Origin of the sequence: Xanthocytophaga agilis (genome assembly GCF_030068605.1) — a bacterium.
Lineage (GTDB): Bacteria > Bacteroidota > Bacteroidia > Cytophagales > 172606-1 > Xanthocytophaga > Xanthocytophaga agilis.
The window spans coordinates 292,705-310,957 of the sequence record NZ_JASJOU010000006.1; the positions used below are offsets into that span (position 1 = coordinate 292,705).

At 40.1% G+C, this 18,253-nt stretch carries 18 protein-coding genes; 8 read left to right on the forward strand and 10 right to left on the reverse strand.

Translation table 11 applies throughout. The annotated features are described in order from the left end of the window. Positions 1-228: 228 nt before the first annotated feature. From QNI22_RS19335 to QNI22_RS19360, 6 genes are all read right to left on the reverse strand, one after another. Positions 229-1,272, reverse strand: coding sequence for a transglutaminase domain-containing protein (locus tag QNI22_RS19335; RefSeq protein ID WP_314513173.1), 1,044 nt, complete (start codon positions 1,270-1,272; stop codon positions 229-231). Beyond that, complete coding sequence (locus QNI22_RS19340; RefSeq protein ID WP_314513175.1) at positions 1,272-1,994, reverse strand: carboxypeptidase-like regulatory domain-containing protein; 723 nt, start codon at positions 1,992-1,994, stop codon at positions 1,272-1,274. Before QNI22_RS19340 ends, QNI22_RS19335 begins: the two co-directional genes overlap by 1 nt. Positions 1,995-2,254: 260 nt before the next feature. Continuing rightward, positions 2,255-4,663, reverse strand: a complete 2,409-nt coding sequence (locus QNI22_RS19345) for a S9 family peptidase (RefSeq protein ID WP_314513177.1) — start codon at positions 4,661-4,663, stop codon at positions 2,255-2,257. Between the two features lie 635 nt (positions 4,664-5,298). Next, positions 5,299-6,576: a hypothetical protein gene (locus QNI22_RS19350; protein WP_314513179.1), complete on the reverse strand. Its 1,278-nt coding sequence runs from the start codon at positions 6,574-6,576 to the stop codon at positions 5,299-5,301. Between the two features lie 73 nt (positions 6,577-6,649). Next, positions 6,650-7,726 (reverse strand): chorismate synthase, encoded by a 1,077-nt coding sequence (aroC, locus tag QNI22_RS19355; RefSeq protein WP_314513181.1) that lies wholly within the window; start codon positions 7,724-7,726, stop codon positions 6,650-6,652. Between the two features lie 174 nt (positions 7,727-7,900). Next, positions 7,901-8,530 carry a hypothetical protein gene (locus tag QNI22_RS19360; RefSeq protein WP_313991810.1) on the reverse strand — a complete coding sequence of 210 codons (630 nt, stop codon included), beginning with the start codon at positions 8,528-8,530 and terminating at the stop codon, positions 7,901-7,903. A 166-nt stretch (positions 8,531-8,696) separates the two neighbouring features. Here QNI22_RS19360 and QNI22_RS19365 point away from each other — a divergent pair, with 166 nt between their 5' ends. From QNI22_RS19365 to QNI22_RS19375, 3 genes are all read left to right on the forward strand, one after another. Beyond that, positions 8,697-9,158, forward strand: a complete 462-nt coding sequence (locus QNI22_RS19365; protein WP_314513182.1) for an SRPBCC family protein — start codon at positions 8,697-8,699, stop codon at positions 9,156-9,158. A gap of 68 nt (positions 9,159-9,226) precedes the next feature. Continuing rightward, on the forward strand, positions 9,227-9,988 hold the full coding sequence (locus QNI22_RS19370) for a phytanoyl-CoA dioxygenase family protein (RefSeq protein ID WP_314513184.1): 762 nt from the start codon (positions 9,227-9,229) through the stop codon (positions 9,986-9,988). 54 nt (positions 9,989-10,042) lie between these two features. Continuing rightward, positions 10,043-11,293: a dicarboxylate/amino acid:cation symporter gene (locus QNI22_RS19375; RefSeq protein WP_314513185.1), complete on the forward strand. Its 1,251-nt coding sequence runs from the start codon at positions 10,043-10,045 to the stop codon at positions 11,291-11,293. Positions 11,294-11,388: 95 nt separating this feature from the next. Here QNI22_RS19375 and QNI22_RS19380 read toward each other — a convergent pair whose 3' ends face one another. Then, a complete protein-coding gene (locus QNI22_RS19380) occupies positions 11,389-11,790 on the reverse strand; it encodes a hypothetical protein (protein WP_314513186.1) in 402 nt (133 codons plus the stop codon). Positions 11,791-11,828: 38 nt separating this feature from the next. Here QNI22_RS19380 and QNI22_RS19385 point away from each other — a divergent pair, with 38 nt between their 5' ends. After that, positions 11,829-12,176, forward strand: a complete 348-nt coding sequence (locus QNI22_RS19385; RefSeq protein ID WP_314513188.1) for a protein tyrosine phosphatase — start codon at positions 11,829-11,831, stop codon at positions 12,174-12,176. A gap of 134 nt (positions 12,177-12,310) precedes the next feature. Further along, positions 12,311-12,583: a hypothetical protein gene (locus tag QNI22_RS19390; RefSeq protein WP_314034788.1), complete on the forward strand. Its 273-nt coding sequence runs from the start codon at positions 12,311-12,313 to the stop codon at positions 12,581-12,583. 55 nt (positions 12,584-12,638) lie between these two features. Here QNI22_RS19390 and QNI22_RS19395 read toward each other — a convergent pair whose 3' ends face one another. From QNI22_RS19395 to QNI22_RS19405, 3 genes are all read right to left on the reverse strand, one after another. After that, the gene (locus tag QNI22_RS19395) at positions 12,639-13,631 is read right to left on the reverse strand and encodes a bifunctional heptose 7-phosphate kinase/heptose 1-phosphate adenyltransferase (RefSeq protein ID WP_314513189.1); all 993 of its coding nucleotides are present in this window, start codon (positions 13,629-13,631) and stop codon (positions 12,639-12,641) included. 178 nt (positions 13,632-13,809) lie between these two features. Beyond that, positions 13,810-14,034 (reverse strand): VF530 family protein, encoded by a 225-nt coding sequence (locus QNI22_RS19400; RefSeq protein WP_314513190.1) that lies wholly within the window; start codon positions 14,032-14,034, stop codon positions 13,810-13,812. 71 nt (positions 14,035-14,105) lie between these two features. Further along, positions 14,106-15,320, reverse strand: coding sequence for a pyridoxal phosphate-dependent aminotransferase (locus tag QNI22_RS19405; protein ID WP_314513191.1), 1,215 nt, complete (start codon positions 15,318-15,320; stop codon positions 14,106-14,108). Positions 15,321-15,555: 235 nt separating this feature from the next. Between QNI22_RS19405 and QNI22_RS19410 the strand changes: the two genes are divergently transcribed. From QNI22_RS19410 to QNI22_RS19420, 3 genes are all read left to right on the forward strand, one after another. Continuing rightward, positions 15,556-16,404 (forward strand): DUF2911 domain-containing protein, encoded by an 849-nt coding sequence (locus tag QNI22_RS19410; protein WP_314513192.1) that lies wholly within the window; start codon positions 15,556-15,558, stop codon positions 16,402-16,404. Positions 16,405-16,660: 256 nt separating this feature from the next. Continuing rightward, positions 16,661-17,452, forward strand: coding sequence for a 3-keto-disaccharide hydrolase (locus QNI22_RS19415; protein WP_314513193.1), 792 nt, complete (start codon positions 16,661-16,663; stop codon positions 17,450-17,452). Between the two features lie 173 nt (positions 17,453-17,625). Further along, entirely contained in the window at positions 17,626-18,246 is a 621-nt protein-coding gene (locus tag QNI22_RS19420; RefSeq protein WP_314513194.1) for a hypothetical protein, read from the forward strand. The last annotated feature ends 7 nt before the right edge of the window (positions 18,247-18,253 follow it).

An 18,253-nucleotide genomic window follows, 5' to 3' on the forward strand; every position in this document is an offset into this window, starting at 1 on the left:
GGTAATCAGCTAGGGTAAGAAAGGGTAAGAATATTTTCTATACTACGTGTGTTATATATATAATATAAAAAGAAAATACTAAATATAGCATATACTAACCCTTTCTGTTCCTATTCTTCTGCTACCGTTTAGCCCTAAAATACCTACCCTTCTTACCCGCATTGATTATCAATCACTTAGATCTTGCCCGCAACTTACCCGCATCCGACCCTTCTGACCCCTTAGCGTCTATTTGCTTGAAACAGTAACTGTATAAGTAACTACATAATCTCCATTAAAAAGTATGTGTACTACATACGTTCCTTTGTGGGTAAAGACATAATCTATTGTAGTAAGTCCTTCAGCGTCTGTGTATAGTTTCGGATAGACAGAAATTGTTCGGCTGCCCTGTACAAGCTGTAGCTCTACTTTTTTTATTTCCAGACCGCTTCCTTTATTAAAACGAAAAGAGAACTTTTCTCCTTTTGTGGCTGTAGCAGTAAACGTTTCCGGGTAAACAGGTGAAGCATTATATGAAAATAGTTTTTTATAAATGAGAGGACCATTTAGGAATTGGTGTAACGTCGGTTTTTCTTTCAGCAAAGTCCAGGCGGTATCCAACGGATAATGATTGCGAACAAACAATGCCGGAGGAGCCAGGAAATAGGCTTCATCAAATTGAGAGATAAATTGTTTTTGTTCCGAATCAATCACCCCACTAGACCAGGTGGCGTCACAGAGATACCATTGGTTGGCAAGATACACGGCATTCCAGGAATGATTGGGTATGCCTGTACCACCAATGTTTGCATCAACGGTTCGTCCATAACCATCTATTATTTTGCAGGTAATACCTGCCTGAAAACAGAGTTCTTTAACCAGATACGCATAGCCGGAGCAAATGGTCTTATGATCATGCAGTAGTCGTCGGAAGAAATAAGGATTGGATTGTTTATTCCACTGCTCAAGTTCTTCCGGTTTATCATTTAGTTTTTCCCGTTTCGCTTTATTTTTTACATAGAAGCTATAGTCGCTTTCAATGTTGTCACATACCCATCTGAAAATAGCTCTGAACTTATCTACATCCGTATCCAGAGGTTTGGTGAGTTTATCTGCCAGTTCTTTTAAGTTGATAAGCGAATGATTGGGATACAGAGCAGCCATACTATCTGCCTTGGCAAAATCATTCGCTTTATCATCTGTAATCTGGGCCTTCAGATTGAAAGAAAAACAGAAGCAACAGGATAGTATAAGAAGGGTACTCTTTACAGGAAGCCAGGAAAAAACAATCATCAGAATATAGACTTTACCTTTTGCCAGAAGTTACTCAGACCAGAAGGTTTAGCTTGATAATGATTATCTACAGCTACTGCACCCATTAACGGAACAATATCAAGAGATAAAGTCATTTCAAATGTAGTTGGTATATTTTTAGTGATAACATATTCCCGCATTTCATATCCAATAAAGCTAAAAATCAAAACATCTCCTTCTTTTAAGTCTTTTGGAAACTGAAACCTTCCTGTTGCATCTGTTGATGTACCAATGGAGGAACCCTTCAGAACGATACTTACTCCAGGAAGAGGTTCATTATTATCTCCTTTTACTATACCTCCTATCGTATGACCAGGATTATCTGAGATGTCTTTTTCTGTATGTTCTTGTGGTAACTGAACAGATGTAAATGTTTTTTCTGCCAGGTTTTGAGAATAACTGTGCTTACCTGCAAAAAGCAATAGTAAACCCAAAGCTCCAGCCTGAACCAGGCTTCGGCGGGGACGTGTAACAGACCGATTTTTTACGACATAGGTTTTCAACTGATCCGGGCGGAAGCGGCCACAGGTGTAAGCAGGTTTGTTTTTGAAAAAATCCAGTACCTCCTGATCACTCATTTGGGTAAAATCAATTACGTTTTTACTACAGGAACTACAGAAGCCACCCTGAGAGGTAGGTGTAAAATGTTCCCATTTTTCAGTACATGGATTGGCGACAGATAAGGAGATCATATTTTTCATAAAAAGACCAGGTTTTTTCATAGAAGATGCCTGATCCACACAAATTCCATAAAATATATTGTAGAAATTCTATGATTTTATGGATCTCTAAAGTATGATTATACTAAAAGTCTGAGAATGAATCATAACTTTCAATAGATGATATTCTTTCAAAATAAGGTCTCATAAAAAACTCGTCCTCCTGTAGTATGCCATACATAGTTACAGGAAGACGAGTTAAGGTAATTCAAAAAGGCAGATCGTACAAGATCCAGTCTGTTTTAGTTAACGGCTGCTTTCTTTACATACGTATCCAGCCATTTATCCATTTCCCACAACATATGAAGAATAGATTCTTTGCCACGATACCCATGACTCTCATAGGGAAGCACTACATAACGGGCAGTGCCTCCATGGCCTTTGATGGCGTTGTAATACCGTTCACTCTGAATCGGAAAAGTTCCTGGATTATTATCCGCTTCTCCATGAATCAGCAGTATAGGGGTCTTGATTTTATCGGCAGAACTGAATGGTGACATATTAAAATATACATCTGGTGCCTGCCAGTAGGTTCTTTCTTCTGCCTGAAATCCAAATGGTGTCAGTGTACGGTTGTAAGCTCCGCTTCGTGCAATTCCTGCTTTAAAGAGATTGCTGTGTGATAGTAGATTGGCAGTCATAAAGGCACCATAAGAGTGTCCCATTACTCCTACACGTTTGGCATCTACCACACCTAACCGGACTCCTTCGTCAATGGCTCCTTTGGCTCCGGCAACGAGTTGTTCAATATAGGTGTCATTGGGTTCTTTAGTCCCTTCTCCTACAATAGGAATAGACGCATTTTCCATGATAGCATACCCTTGAGTGGCCCAGAATACAGGTGAGCCCCAGTAGATATAGGTAAACTGATAAGGTGATCCGGTTACTTGTCCGGCTGCATCTTTGCTTTTAAATTCTGTAGGGTAAGCTTCCATCAGTGTAGGCAGCGGACCATCTTCTTTCTTATAACCTGCTGGCAGATATAGAGTAGCGGATAGTTCCACACCATCGGCACGTTTGTATTTGAGCAACTGTTTCTGTACATCTTTCATCTGCGGATAAGGGTGTGCGAACTGAGTAACAGCTATAGGGGCTATACGGGCTTTCAGGTTGCGTATAAAGTAGTTGGGGTTTTCTGTCAGTGATTCGCGACGAGTCAATAATACCTGTTTTTTGAGATCCAGAATAGCTACAGGTACTTCATAATAGGGCGCTGCAGAACGCCACAGGCGAGTACTTTTCTTCGTGCTCAAACTAAGTAAATCGACAAACGGGCGATCTCCTTCCGGTGACGCACCTTGTCCAGTCATGATTAAGTTATTATCTACAATTTCCAGTACATAGCGGCCATACTGGTTTTTAGTTAATTCAGGCGAACCGGGATTATTGTAGGTATCTTCATACGAACGGTCAAAAAGAACAGTCGTTGCTTTGGTTTTAGGATTCAGGATTGTGGTTATCTCTTTACGGGTAGACCACCAGCTTTCACTTACTAAGGCCAGATTATCATTTCCCCAGCGAATGCCATCAAAGCGAAGTTTGGTTGAGGCTAGTTCGTCCGCATTGCCTGTAAACGGAGCAGATAGTGTAAATACTTTATCTCTGACAGGAACGTCGTTTTTAGGGTCGCCATTGTCCTGTGCTTCAATCCAGTATAGCGTTGCCGGAGCATCACTGCGCCAGTTGTGTTCACGTTGTCCTGTACGGGTAGCACTGAAACCAATAGGGATATTGTCGGCCAGTGGTACATCGGCCAGTTGTTTTACCAGATTGGCCTTGCTATCCAGTAGCTCTATTTTGTGAGGAAATAACCGTACTGTTACCAGATAAGAATACGGTTTGTGATAGGTCTGAAATAGAATATATTTTCCATCTGGAGAAGGCTGATAATTCTGAATAAGAGCAGGTTTACCCAGCTTTTCGACAGCAGCCGTTTTAACATTAATTCTGGTAAGTTGTGCGGTAGCATAATAATCAAATAAGGCTTCGTCATAAGGGCTTTTCAGCAGATCCTGATAGGTACGGGAAGGGGCTTTTTTGCCGAGGTTCTCCTGTACAATGGGACCGCTAGGCACTTTGGGGGCTTCGGGTAGTGCGCCTCTGGTATCAGGCACAGACAGAACCAGAAGATGTGTATTATCTGATAACCATATAAATGGAGTAGTTAATACACTGTTGATTCGTGTAGTTGTTACTTTGTGGGCGGCGGCAGTAGCTACATCCAGTACATACAACTGAATATTTTCTCCTTCTGTTACACAAAACGCAATCTGGGAGTCATCCGGTGACCAGCTTACATTAGAGATAAGCGGATTCTGAGGCAGTCCTGTTACTGGCATATCCTTTCCTGTACGAATGTTTTTCAACGAAAGACCTGTCAGATAACTCATCCGGCTTGGTCCATTGTTACGGGGATTGATCCGCAGGCCTGCAATACGAAGCTCCGGTTCTGCCAGCTCTGCTATTCCCGGATAACTGGCTGTCTGCATGATCAGCATCCAGTTTCCCTTGGTGTCAATACTGACACGTGGAGTAGTAGGTGCATTGATCAGATCCGCAATAGCTTTAGGTGGGGTTTGGTAGGTAAGGTTATCCTGAGCAACAAGCTGAAGCCCTATCCACCATACCAGGAGAGATAGATATTTTTTCATACTTTATAGGGTTAGGTTTTTAGTGTAGGAATATACTGGTTTATGAAATACTAAGTAAGCAAAAGATAGCGATTTAATAAGGAGGGTTGCATATTTTATATCTGGTTATAGAGAAAATCTTTTGTGTCTTTTTACATTTTCGTTGATATCTCTTGCAATCTAAAAGACCCGAATGTCCTACCTCCTGTCCTTCTGAAAGAATCTTTTGGCAAGGTAAGCGGCCTTTACTTTTGGAGTAATTTTTTCTCTCAGAACCCGCAGTTGGCTCTAATTGTCACAAGATTCTTTCAGAAGGACAAAAATAAATAAGAAAAGAAAAAAGAAACTTGCCAAAATTTCTGTTGTGCATAGTTTAATTCAAGTAGCTTTCTAGGCATAACTATATGCATGAATTATTTTTACAAGGAAGTCCATCCTTTTTGAGTGAAAGAATATTTTGCCTAGAGTTCTTTGCAAAAATGCGGATGAGTTGAATACACCGCAAAAAAGTTTTTGCATAGAATTAACCGCAAGTTTTGTTTTTGATCGGAATTCACCACAAAAAACTTCGTGAGCATAATTCAGTTCAAACACAAAAAAGTATAGAACCATGCACAAAATAAACTGATAACAGGATAATCTTGATTAAATAGTTGTCAGAATGGCTCCTGATCAGGGATCAAGCCATTATTGAGCTGAAACAATGTGCGGTTAGGAGTTTGTAGTTCTGTGAAGGAAATTAACAGATCTTTCGTTTTGGGTTTTGGCTTGCCTGCCTGTTTGGTCTCTACACGTTGGATGACTACTTCATACCTACGGTTAAAATAAAGCAAAGACATGCTGGCATGCAGTGTAGGAGTAACCATTCCTTTTGAGACCGATTTGTCATCTGCTTCAAATACGTAGAGGTTAGAACGGATATTGAGTGCCACAAACTTGCCTGTAAGCTGAATCGTACGATCTGACAGGTATTCCAGCCGGTTCAGATTTTCCAGAATCTGACCAGCATCCTGGTAGCCTATCCCCTGCTGCCATTGTAACTGCGTATAATGGTTAGCCCACTTTAACTGAAGCTGCAGACGGTTTGTTTTGATCAGCTTCAGCAAATTCTGGTAGCTGGTTACTACGCGTCCATCTATCTGGTCTGCAAAGACTTTCAGTTTTTCAAAATCAAAACTAGCCTGGATAAACTCATACCAGTATCGGCTAAACTTATCCGGTTCACTTTCCTGCCCAAACATAGGCAACTGCTGATTGCGGGGACGTAGCAGTATAGTAAAGGAACCTGGGAGTGTGTGTAACAACTCGTAATGAGAAGCTGTCGTAATAAGTTTCTTATGATCTTCCCGTACAAAACGTTCGGTCAGATGTCGGGTATCTGTTTGCTTTTTATAATAACTCAATCCCAGCCCATCCGCTATCTCATACAGATGATTTAATGCAGGTGCCAGCAGTGATAAATCAATAGTACCATAGCCTACCTTAGGTGATTCACTAAAATGTATTTGCAGCAAGCCCGAATCGTATTGAGCAGATAAGTTCAGTAAATCAACAGGCTGAGCATGGGGATTACCTTTGTACAAAGAATCCTTAGGAGGCAATTGGCGGGCTGGTATATCTGCCGGAAACAAAATCTGTACGTTGCGGTATTGCAGTTCAGACCCATTATCTGTCTCTAATGAGTACAGAAAACCATCCGGCGGAGCCAGAAAGATGTTTTGCAGAGAGAGTTTACGATCGGTGTATTTAACCAGTTGTTCGAGACGTACCCGACAAACTAACCAACGATTTTGCAGCAGATCTCCCTCTATCCAATAAAACAGATAATGTTCTCCCCCTTCACTCACAAAGTGAGATAGCAGTGGCTGACCCTTATAAATCAGGTCAGCGATTTTGCGTAATGAAGGAAAGGCGAAGCGTTTGGGGGTCTGCATGAACAACCGTTAGTTCACAGATGGCGTATTTGTGACAGAAAATAATTTCTATAACTATAGTAATAGCCAGAGTTTATACCCTGGCTGATCTGTTTCGAAGATAAAAGTCGGCAAGTACCAGTGCTGCCATAGATTCAACAATAGGTACCGCTCGTGGTACTACACACGGATCATGGCGGCCTTTGCCTGTGACAGTTACCACATTGCCATGCAAATCAATACTTTCCTGATCCTGCATAATAGTAGCAACAGGTTTAAATGCTACATTGAAGTAAATATCTTCTCCATTACTAATTCCACCTTGTATACCTCCTGAGTAATTGGTGCGTGTATGCACATTCCCCTGTTCATCTGTATAAAAGGCATCATTATGCTGTGAGCCATACCAGGATGCTCCTTCAAATCCACTACCATATTCAAATCCTTTCACTGCATTAATTCCCAACATAGCTTTGCCTAGCTCTGCATGTAGTTTATCAAAAACTGGTTCTCCCCAACCTACAGGCGTTCCTTTGATCACACACGTTACAATACCTCCAATAGAATCTCCATTCTTACGAGTCGCATCAATCAGATCAAACATCTTCTGAGCAGTTTCCGGATCAGGGCAACGAACTGCATTTTCTTCTGCCAGTGCGATATTCAATTCAGAGTAATGTTTTTCCAGAGCCAGCTTACCTACTTTGCTTACATATGCCTCAATCTTAACTCCCAGCTGTGCTAAAAGCAGTTTGGCGACAGCACCAGCCGCTACACGGGCTGCTGTTTCACGGGCTGAACTGCGTCCGCCGCCTCTGTAATCGCGTGTGCCATATTTAGCTTGATAGGTATAGTCAGCATGGCTGGGACGAAACTGCTCGGCAATGTGTGAGTAATCATGGCTCCGCTGATCTTCGTTCATGATCACCATGGCAATAGGTGTTCCTTGCGTTTTTCCTTCAAATACACCTGACAATATCTGAAATTCGTCTTTTTCGCGGCGTTGTGTAGTAATACGACTCTGACCAGGTTTGCGTCGGTTTAGTTCCTGCTGAATGAAATCAGTATCGATGGTTAATCCGGCTGGGCAGCCGTCAATAATCACTCCAATTCCTGCTCCATGTGATTCACCAAATGTTGTAATTCGGAAAGCTTTACCGTAAGAATTCATTTATCGTTAATTAGTCGTTAATCCGGAAGGGAAGAATCCAATTACAAAAATGGGTATTAAATCTGAGAATCGTATCTTTTTGCATCAAAAACCTGCTAAATCTAGGGAAAACAAACAAAAAAGCCTCCCATAAGGAAGGCTGTCTTGCATTTCTGTACCTGATACAGAAATTTTCTATCGGTTTCCTCCCAGATTAAAGCTTATACTAGCTCTAAGTACAATAGGAATACTGAATAACTTGGTATAAGGGGTGGCTGTTTCGATATAATTCAGGTTATACAAGATAGTAAAACTTTGCGAACCGGAATCCCCTTCATTTACAAAGGCTGCACCAATCAATGGGTTGCCAATCGTCTGATGAGAAAAAGAACCATCCGGATTGACATAGTAATATTGTAATCCATTCATCACAACCATTTTTACTGCATTCATCACTTCGTATTCAGCATGCGCAAAGAATGTACGATAAATACGATGTTGCCCCCAGACGCGTGCTCCCCAAATACTGGCTGTAGTTCGGCCACTACCCGTACCATTATTAAAAGAATTGAACATATAGAGTGGCCCGGCTGCTACACTACTATTTTCGCTTGGATGATAGCCAAAAGTAGGTGATATATAGGCACCAAATGAACCACTACCCAGTGAAGGTGTTAAATTGATGGCCACAAAGGTTTTTTTCCAGAAATCTTCTGGTTTGGTGCGTTTCTTTAAAATTGGCCTACCGCTGGCACTGTCCTGCACCTGTGCATGTACACAATATAACGTACTTAGAAATAAGACAACAAGGGTTAGTTTCCTCATGATTTTTTAGATAAAAAATAAAGTGGCTCTACGGTTTTAATTTGAGAGTAATGTTAATATCATAACAAAAATCAGAAGAGGGAGTTTGTATGTAGACAACGAAGGTCCGAATATTTACCATACAAAGGTCAGTAATTATTTTGAAAGGTTATATATCCTGTTGCTTATGTATTTTGAGATTATTACCGAGGTCAAAGCCAATTTTGAAACTGTTGCTGGAAACTTTGATCAGCGTTTATTGACAAAGGTTTCGCCCAGTTTCCCCCCTGCCCGATTGTTACGTTATGATGGCAACATGCCAGGTAATGAAGTACATGTGGAACTAAACTTTCTGCTCTTCAGGCAAGTCTGGAAAAGTAAGATTATTTCTTTTCAGAAAAATGAGGAGCGCATGGTGTTTGTGGATGAAGGAACAGAATTGCCTTTCTTTCTCTCCTACTGGCATCATGAACACAGAGTGGAGCGAAAAGGCCAGTCAAGTCTCATCCGGGATAAAGTTACCTTTCGAACGCCAATAGTTATCACAGATTATCTTATGTTTCCGGCAATGTATCTGCAATTCTGGTCACGTAAAGCCAAATATCGTCGTTACTTCCGTAATCTGGTATTTTCAGAAGGTGGGAAATAGCCAATCTGGCTATGCTATTTTTGGATAAGGGCAGGTTTTCCTATCTTGCAGGCTATATCCTTTACATTATGCATGCATTTTTGGCCCAGGTATCAACGTATAAAGAAAAATTAACTAACGACGGTTTTTTGGTGATAGAAGATATCTATCAGCCTCAGGAAGTTGAACAATTAATCAACTATCTGGAAACGAGTACAGGTGAAGGGCCAAATTTCCGGAAAACGGATGATTTGTTTGCCATCCGTAACTTCCTGCATGAAGTGCCTCATGTTAATTCGCTACTGTGGACAGATACCCTGCGCCAGGTAATTGAGCAATTGTTTGGGCCAGATTATTTCTGTATAAAATCTATCTTCTTTGACAAGCCTCCTCTATCCAACTGGATGGTTGCCTGGCATCAGGACCTGATGATATCTGTAGATAAGCGTAAAGAAATAGCTGGTTTTAGTCCCTGGATCAACAAACACGAAGCATTCAATGTACAGCCTCCTGTGCAGATGCTGGAAAATATCTATACTATTCGGCTACATCTGGATGATTGTGATGAAACCAATGGAGCACTAAAGGTAATTGCAGGTTCACACACAACTGGTGTACTTTCTTCAGAACAGTTACTACATCAGACAAAGAAACAAAAAGAAGATGTATGTTGTGTAAAAAAAGGTGGGATTATGATTATGAAACCACTTTTGTTACATTCATCCTCTAAAAGTACTTCCTCCCGCAACAGGCGGGTTATCCATCTGGAGTTTGCTAACCAGCAACTGCCTGACGATCTGAACTGGAAAGAATATATTAATCAGCAAAACAACTACTCTACTGTACTATAGGAATGGGCTACGTATGACCCTTTCATTGACACACTAAAACAACCTAACTAACTCATGAAACTAAATATTACGTGGCGGATCGTTATTGGTATGGTGCTGGGCATCGTAACGGGTTATTTTATTCACGAAAACTATATTTTTTCACCTGAGGCAGGAGCCAACTTTGCCTTATTAAGCAAAGTATTTCTCCGGCTGATCAAAATGATTATTGGACCGTTAGTCTTCTCTATGCTGGTAGTAGGAATCGCTAAACTAGGAGATTTCACACAGGTAGGGCGAATTGGTGCAAAAACACTGGGCTATTTTTATCTGGCTACGATCCTGTCACTAATTGTAGGTCTGCTGGTGGTAAATGTGATGAAGCCCGGTGAAGTGATGGATCTGAAATTACCCGAACAAGGAACAGATACAGGTATTGAAGCAAAAAAGCTGACCTTACAGGGATTTCTGGAGCATGTATTCCCCCAAAGTTTTGCTGAAGCACTGGCTACCAATGAAATTCTTCAGATTGTTGTTTTCTCTATCTTTTTTGGAATTGCAGTAGGAGCTATCGGAGAGAAAGGCAAAATTCTGATCAAGGCACTGGATGCTGTGTCACATGTGATGTTTAAGATTGTAGGATATGTAATGCAGTTTGCTCCTTTTGGTGTGTTTGGAGCTATTACGGCTGTTGTAGCCCGTGAGGGATTAGGTATTTTTGTGGGATATGCGTATTTGATTTTTAGTTTCTTCCTTGGTTTATTCTTTTTCATTTTTATAGTACTTTGGGTTATCTGTGTCATTGCCAAAGTTCCATTCCTTCCATTGATGAGAGTGATCCGGGAAGCACTACTACTCTCGTTTAGTACTGCCAGTTCAGAAGCTTCCATGCCTCAAACTATTGAGGCATTGGAGAAATTTGGCTGTCCTCCTCGTATCATCAGCTTTGTGTTGCCATTAGGTTATTCATTTAACCTGGACGGCTCTATGTTATATATGACCTTTGCCACAGCATTTATCGCCCAGGCATATCACATGCCATTAACGTTGACACAGCAGATTACCATGATGCTAACTCTGTTAGTTACTTCCAAAGGTATTGCCGGTGTACCCAGAGCATCGCTGGTAATTATAGCAGGAACTATGTCGTTATTCAATCTGCCTGGCGAAGGATTAGCCTTATTACTAGGTATCGATCAGATACTGGATATGGGTCGTTCAGCTACTTCTGTAGCAGGTAATGCCGTGGCAACGTGTGTGGTAAGTCGATGGGAAGGAGAAGCAGATTTTAGTAATAAGCTGAGTCTGGATAAGGAGAAGGTGTAATTAGCTACTAAATTTTTATAAGACATTGTGCTTGAAATACCCGTTTCAACCACAATGTCTTATTTTTTTGAAAGGGATATGTAAGCTGAAAATTCTTACCTACTTACAACACTCACATTTCCTTTTGTAAGAGCATCTATATCCCCTACAGCCACTACCCGAATCTTCTGATTCTGAAAACAATTGGTAGATAGATCATCTGCAATCTTTTGCAGAATGGATTTTTTCTTTTGAGGATCAAACGAGGTATTTAGTTCAATCAGGACTGAATACTCAGATACTTCTTCTGGATGCTTATGTATTTTGAAGTTTGTTTTTAATTCGGGATATGCTTTTGGAAGGTATTCAAGCATTTGAGAAGCTATAGGTTGTGTTCCTTCTTCTTCGTAATAACATATAGTATATTGGTTGCGATTTATACAGGTATCAGACAAGTCACCACAACTTGCCAATAAGAGAATACAGGATAGGAAATACCAAAGTAAAACGTTTCGCATATACACAAGTAACTAATTTTTCATATCTATCCCAACCCATGAATATCCTCTTTCTTTGCACTGCCAATAAAAATCGTTCGCGAACGGCTGAGGATTATTTTCGGGAGCATTACCCACAACATCAGTTTCGTTCTGCCGGACTCAGCCAGCGTTTGTGTGAAAAAGAAGGAACTACACTGGTAACAGAACAAATGCTGGAATGGGCTGATAGAATATTTGTTATGGAAGAATATCATCAGGATCGTATTCAACAATATACCGGAACACTGTACCTACATAAGATTAACGTGCTTGGGATAGAAGATATTTACACTTACATGCAGGCTGAGCTAGTCACTCTTATTATAAACAAAGTGCAACAAGTAGAAGGGACATTGCTTAGATGAAGTTGAATTGCAAATAGTAATCATTAACCAAATCTTAATCACAAAATCCTTGTCTTTTTGCATTTATCTGTTTTCTTTGCTTATAGCGCTGTAGTATAAGCCTGTCAATGTATAACATATCCACACGTACCATTATGAAAATCGACGAAATTGTAAACGAAATAGCTTCTAAAGTTGGTATTTCTCACGCACAGGCACAATCTGCCTTTTTAGCATCTGTAGAATATATCAAAGGGAAACTACCTGATTCTGTAGGTTCTCAGGTGACAGGCTTGCTGGAAGGCAAAGAATTTGATGCAAGTGCTATTATAAAAGAACAAGCTCAGGAGAAATTTGAAGAGCTGAAGCATGATGCTACAGAAGCTTTTGAAAACCTGAAAGAAAAAGGAAAAAACTTCTTTAGTTAATTGTAAAAGGTATCAGAGACAGGAAAATACATTTCTGTCTCTGATACATATAAGATCAGTTTTTGATCTGAATACTATTCTCGATTGCCTCTTCCAGTAATTTTTGCTTGTCAACAGGCACTACTCCTGCATATTCACATACAAGTCCCCCTCCCAGGTTAGATAACTCCGCTATTACCAAAGGAGGTAATTTCAGTGCCAGGCATAAAGCTGCAATACTCACTACAGTATCGCCTGCTCCTGAAACATCCGAAATCTGTCGTATATGGGCTGGAATATGATGCTTCTCTCCATCCAGATCAATAAATACCCCTCTCTCTGAAAGAGTAAGTAATACTCCTTCGAGTTGAAGATGTTGTTTTAACTGATCCAAAGCTCCTTCCAGTTCATTGCGATGTGCTACATTGAAGTCTATCTTCAATCCTTCCCGTAATTCTTTCAGATTGGGTTTAAAAAGAGTCGCATGTTTATAGTGCAGGAAGTTACGTTTCTTGGGATCTACAATGATAGGAATTTCCAGTTTACGAGCTGCTTCTGTAATTTCCTGAATCAAGACTTCATCCAGAACACCTTTATCATAGTCCTCAAAAATAACCACATCGGAATCAGGTAGCAGATCGAGTATTTTTTTGGTTAGGTCTGCTTTTTCCGGAGCCAGAAGAAGATTCTCCATCTCAGAATCAATGCGTAGCATCTGCTGAGAACCAGAGATAATACGGTGTTTAATAGTCGTAATACGACTGGCGCTTGCTACAATGCCTTCACGTGTCAAATTGCTTTCGTCAAGCAGTTGTAAGAAGTCCTGCCCATCCGGATCAGCTCCAATTACTGCACAAAGGATGGGTTCTGCTCCCAGTGACTTTACGTTTAAGGCTACATTGGCAGCGCCTCCCAGACGTTTTTCACGTTTCTTGACACTTACAATAGGTACAGGTGCTTCTGGCGAAATGCGGTCTACCTTACCCCACAGATACGAATCAACCATTACATCACCAATAATCAATACACGTAAATTATTAAACGCCTCAAATATCTCAGAAAGATTCATGTTTCAATCAGCAATAAAAAAGATCAGGTAAAAGAATTGGCAAAAAAACAAAAACCCTAACAGACTTCCGAATGCTTTTATGTATTTGCTTTGAATGCAGAGGTAGTAATGGAAGCTTGTTAAAGGGAATATTGTGTAAAACGTTTGATCTTAAAAAATATGCTTATGACAGGACTTTTTATTTGCTTATAATAGTAGCAAGATACAGATCTTCAACCTTTTTGCGTGCCCAGGGTGTTTTGCGCAAAAAAGTGAGGCTAGACTTAATACTTGGGTCATACATGAAACACCGGATCTCAATACGGTCGCCAAGTCCATCCCATCCATAGTAATCAACCAGATAGTTCAGAATCATTTCAAGGGTTTTGCCATGTAGAGGGTTATTGGGTTGTTCCTGACTCATAGGAAAAGAAAGTAAAAAACCCTTGTATGAAACAAGGGTTTGTATTTATAAAGTTGACTATACTTAGAATATTATTTCAGATTGCCAAGTGCTGTCTTGATACGGCTGATCGCTTCAGTCAGATTTTCATCTGAAGCTGCTGTTGACAGTCGAATACAGTTAGGAGCACCAAATGCTGCACCAGATACAGTAGCTACATGGCCTACATTTAGTAGGTACATTGCCAGATCATCCGCATTTTTGATCACATTAGTGCCATCTGATTTACCAAAGTAAGAACTCATATCAGGGAATGCGTAGAAAGCACCCTGAGGAACAGAGATCTTCAAACCTGGAATTTCGCGTAGCCCGGCAATTACCAGATCTCTACGACGGCGATAAGCCTCTGCCATTTTACGAGTATCATCCAGAGGTCCTGTCAGTGCAGCAACAGCTGCTTTCTGAGTAATAGAGCAAGTTCCGGAAGTTACCTGACCCTGGATTTTGTCACAGGCATCTGCAATCCATTTAGCTGCAGCAATATATCCCAGACGCCATCCTGTCATAGCATACCCTTTTGAGCAACCGTTTACAGTAATAACGCGGTCTTTGATAGATGGGATAGAACCAATGCTGAAGTTTTTGCCTTCAAATACAATATATTCATAAATCTCGTCAGCCATGACGAAAATATTTTCATGACGTTCTACTACCTGTCCGATCTTGCGAAGTTCTTCTTCTGTAAATACAGATCCTGTTGGATTACAAGGCGAAGAGAACATAACAAGTTTGGTACGAGGAGTAATAGCTGCTTCAAACTCTTCAGCAGTAACTTTAAAATCGTTTTCCAGAGAACCAGTTACCAATACAGGTACACCTTCTGCCAACACCACCATCTCACTATAACTTACCCAGTAAGGAGAGAAAATAATTACTTCATCACCTGGATTTAGCAACGCCAGCAATACATTGGTTAATGACTGTTTTGCTCCAGTAGATACTACAATGTTTTCAGGTTTCCAATCCAGGTTGTTGTCTCTACGTAGTTTTTCTGCAATAGCAGAACGCAGATCAGCAATACCAGATACAGGAGTATATTGTGTGAAATTATCATCAATAGCTTTCTTGGCAGCGTCCTTTATATGTTGAGGGGTAGGAAAGTCGGGCTCGCCAATGCTTAGGCTAATTACCTTAACACCTTGAGCAGCTAATTCACGGGCTTTTTTCGTCATTGCCAGTGTGGCAGATTCTGCCATGGCATTTACGCGGTCTGAAAGAACGGATACTGGGTCCAGTACTGCTGACATGATTTGGTTTGAGGTTAAATTACTAAAATATAATTTGGAGGATTAATGGCTAAATAAGATATTATTTTAACCGGGTAAAAATACGCATTTTTACACACAGTTACTAATTATTTTGTCCCTTTCGCGTATAGGACACTTATACGACAATTACTTATTTTCCTGAGAGAGTTTAGAAAAGAATATATACTTTTACCCCGTTGTTTATTTTAACGCAAAACAAATCCCTAAAAATCGTATGAGAAAACTAGTATTCAGCACACTTATTTGCTGTTGGATCGCTTTTACTTCTATCCAGGCTCAGATTGCTACGCCGCAACCAAGTCCAGGTGCTTCTGTTTCACAGAGAGTAGGCCTCGTAGACGTAAAAGTAGATTATTCCCGTCCAAGTCTGAGAGGTCGTAAATTGTTTGGTGAAGTTCGTGAATATGGAAAAATATGGCGTACAGGCGCTAACCAGGCAACTAAGATTACCTTTAGTGATGATGTGATGTTGAATGGAAGTAAAGTACCTGCAGGTGAGTATGCTTTGTTATCTATTCCAAATGCTAAGGAATGGACTATCATTTTGAGTAAAGATCTGAAAACAACAGAACAAAGCTACAAGCAGGAAAACGATGTAGTGCGTTTTACTGCAAAACCTGTATCACTTCCTGCCAAAGTTGAAACATTTACTATTGATTTTTCGGATCTGACTACTAATGGTGGTAATCTGAATATCTGTTGGGAGAATGTTAAAACCTCAATAAAGATTGAGACAGATGTAGACAAAAAAGTTATGGCTCAAATCAAAGAGAAGGTAATTGATAATCCTACTCCTGCTGCTGGTGATCTATTTGCTGCCGCTGTATATTATCTGGATAACAACCGTGATTTACCACAGGCTCTTACCTGGATGAACAAAGCCACTGAGACTAACCCTCAGTTCTGGCAATTATACCAGAAAGCGAAATTGCAGGCTAAGCTAAAAGATTACAAAGGTGCAACTGAGAGTGCCAAGAAATCTATAGAGTTAGCTAAAGCTGCCAGCAATACCGACTATGTGAAAATGAATGAGAAGCTATTAGCTGAAATGCCTAAAAAATAAGTTCATAGAATGTAGGAATGATAAACGCCTGTAGAAATAACATCTGCAGGCGTTTGTTTTTGTAAATGATCAATCCTCTGTACATCATCTTATTGTGTTTAGAGGTTAGTAAAGAAAGGAGATATTTATTGAAAGAGATTATAATTTGGATTAATTTTTGTGACAAGAAGTAAAAGTTTTCCTTAAAATGTTCTAATTTTCGCAACAATCTGTCAATTTACATTTTGTTTAAACCCTCTTTTTTATAGTAATTGTTATGCAAAAAAACACACTTACGTTCATTGCCATAAGTTTGCTTTTGGGATCAGCAGCTATTGCACAAGCTCCTTCACAGGAAAAGGCGCAAATGAAGCCGGAAATGACCGAATCCTGGGAACCCGAAGTGAAAGTAACTACTCCTGGTGCCAATAGCAGTGCTCCTTCTGATGCTATTGTTTTGTTTGATGGAAAAAATCTGGATCAGTGGGCTTCTACCAATGATCCGCAAACTCCTGCACAATGGACAGTTGCCAATGGAGTGTTTACTGTTAAGAAAGGAACTGGTAACATACAGACCAAAGAATCGTTTTTAGATTATCAACTACATATCGAATGGCGTATCCCTGAGAAAATTACTGGTACAGGACAGGGAAGAGGAAACAGCGGATTATTCCTGGCATCTATCGGAAAAGGCGATGCAGGCTATGAGTTACAGATTGTAGATTCTTATAACAATCGTACCTATGCCAACGGACAAGCCGGAAGTATTTACAAGCAGACTCGTCCTTTAATAAATGCTATGCGTAAACCGGGCGAGTGGAACGTGTATGACGTCATATTTACAGCTCCGCGTTTTAAAGAAGATGGTTCTTTATTTTCACCTGCCCGGGTAACCGTATTGCACAATGGTGTTTTAATTCAAAACAATACCGAGCTGCGAGGCCCTACCCAATACATTGGCCTGGCAGAATATAAAACAGCACATGGCAAATCTCCAATTAAACTGCAAGACCATGGAGATCCTAGTGAGCCTATCAGCTTCAGAAACATCTGGATTCGTCCTTTATAAGAAATAAAATTTAACCAGAGAAAATGCTATAGCCAGAGCCAAAACTCTGGCTATTTTCTTTTATTTATTACATTTGGCAGTAATTTTTTCTTTATAAACTATAACTTTTCATCTTTGTTCTTTCGTATAAGTAGTAATAAACTAAGCATGGCCAAATCTGAAAAGTACGCATCATGAAAAATCTGAAAAAATCAATCATTCTGTCTTTATGCATTCTTCAAGGTATTCTATTCTCAGCACAAGCTCAGAATAGTCTTAATAGTCAGTATCAGCAACTTAAAGAAGGGTCTAATAACTATCAGGATTTCAAGGTTATTAAACAAACATCGTTGGATGCATTCTGGAGCAAGGTGCAGGATTCTGTAAATGTAACCAAGAAAAAGTTGAAGGCTTCAACAGACGAAATTCAGGCACTAAAGACGCAGGTAGCGCAACTGGAACAACAGGTAAAGGCTAAAGAAGATCAGATGCAAAAAAATGATGAGGCTAGTCAACAAGTACCTGTATTGGGAATAAATGTAGATAAGAACGGATATGTAATGTTTAGCTATATAGTGTATGTTGCTCTTCTTGCTGTACTAGCATTCTTTTTCTTTCAGTATAAAAATAGTAATCAGATAACTGTAAGTATACGAAAAGACTTTGAAGAAGCTCGTGACCAGGTAGATGAATACAAGAAAAAACTTCTGGAAATACAGACTGCTCTAGGTCGGGAACTTCAGACTGAACGGAATCGCGTGGATGAAATGAAACAGGAGATTTCTAAATTACGTAACCAGACAGCTGCGAAATAAAAGCTTT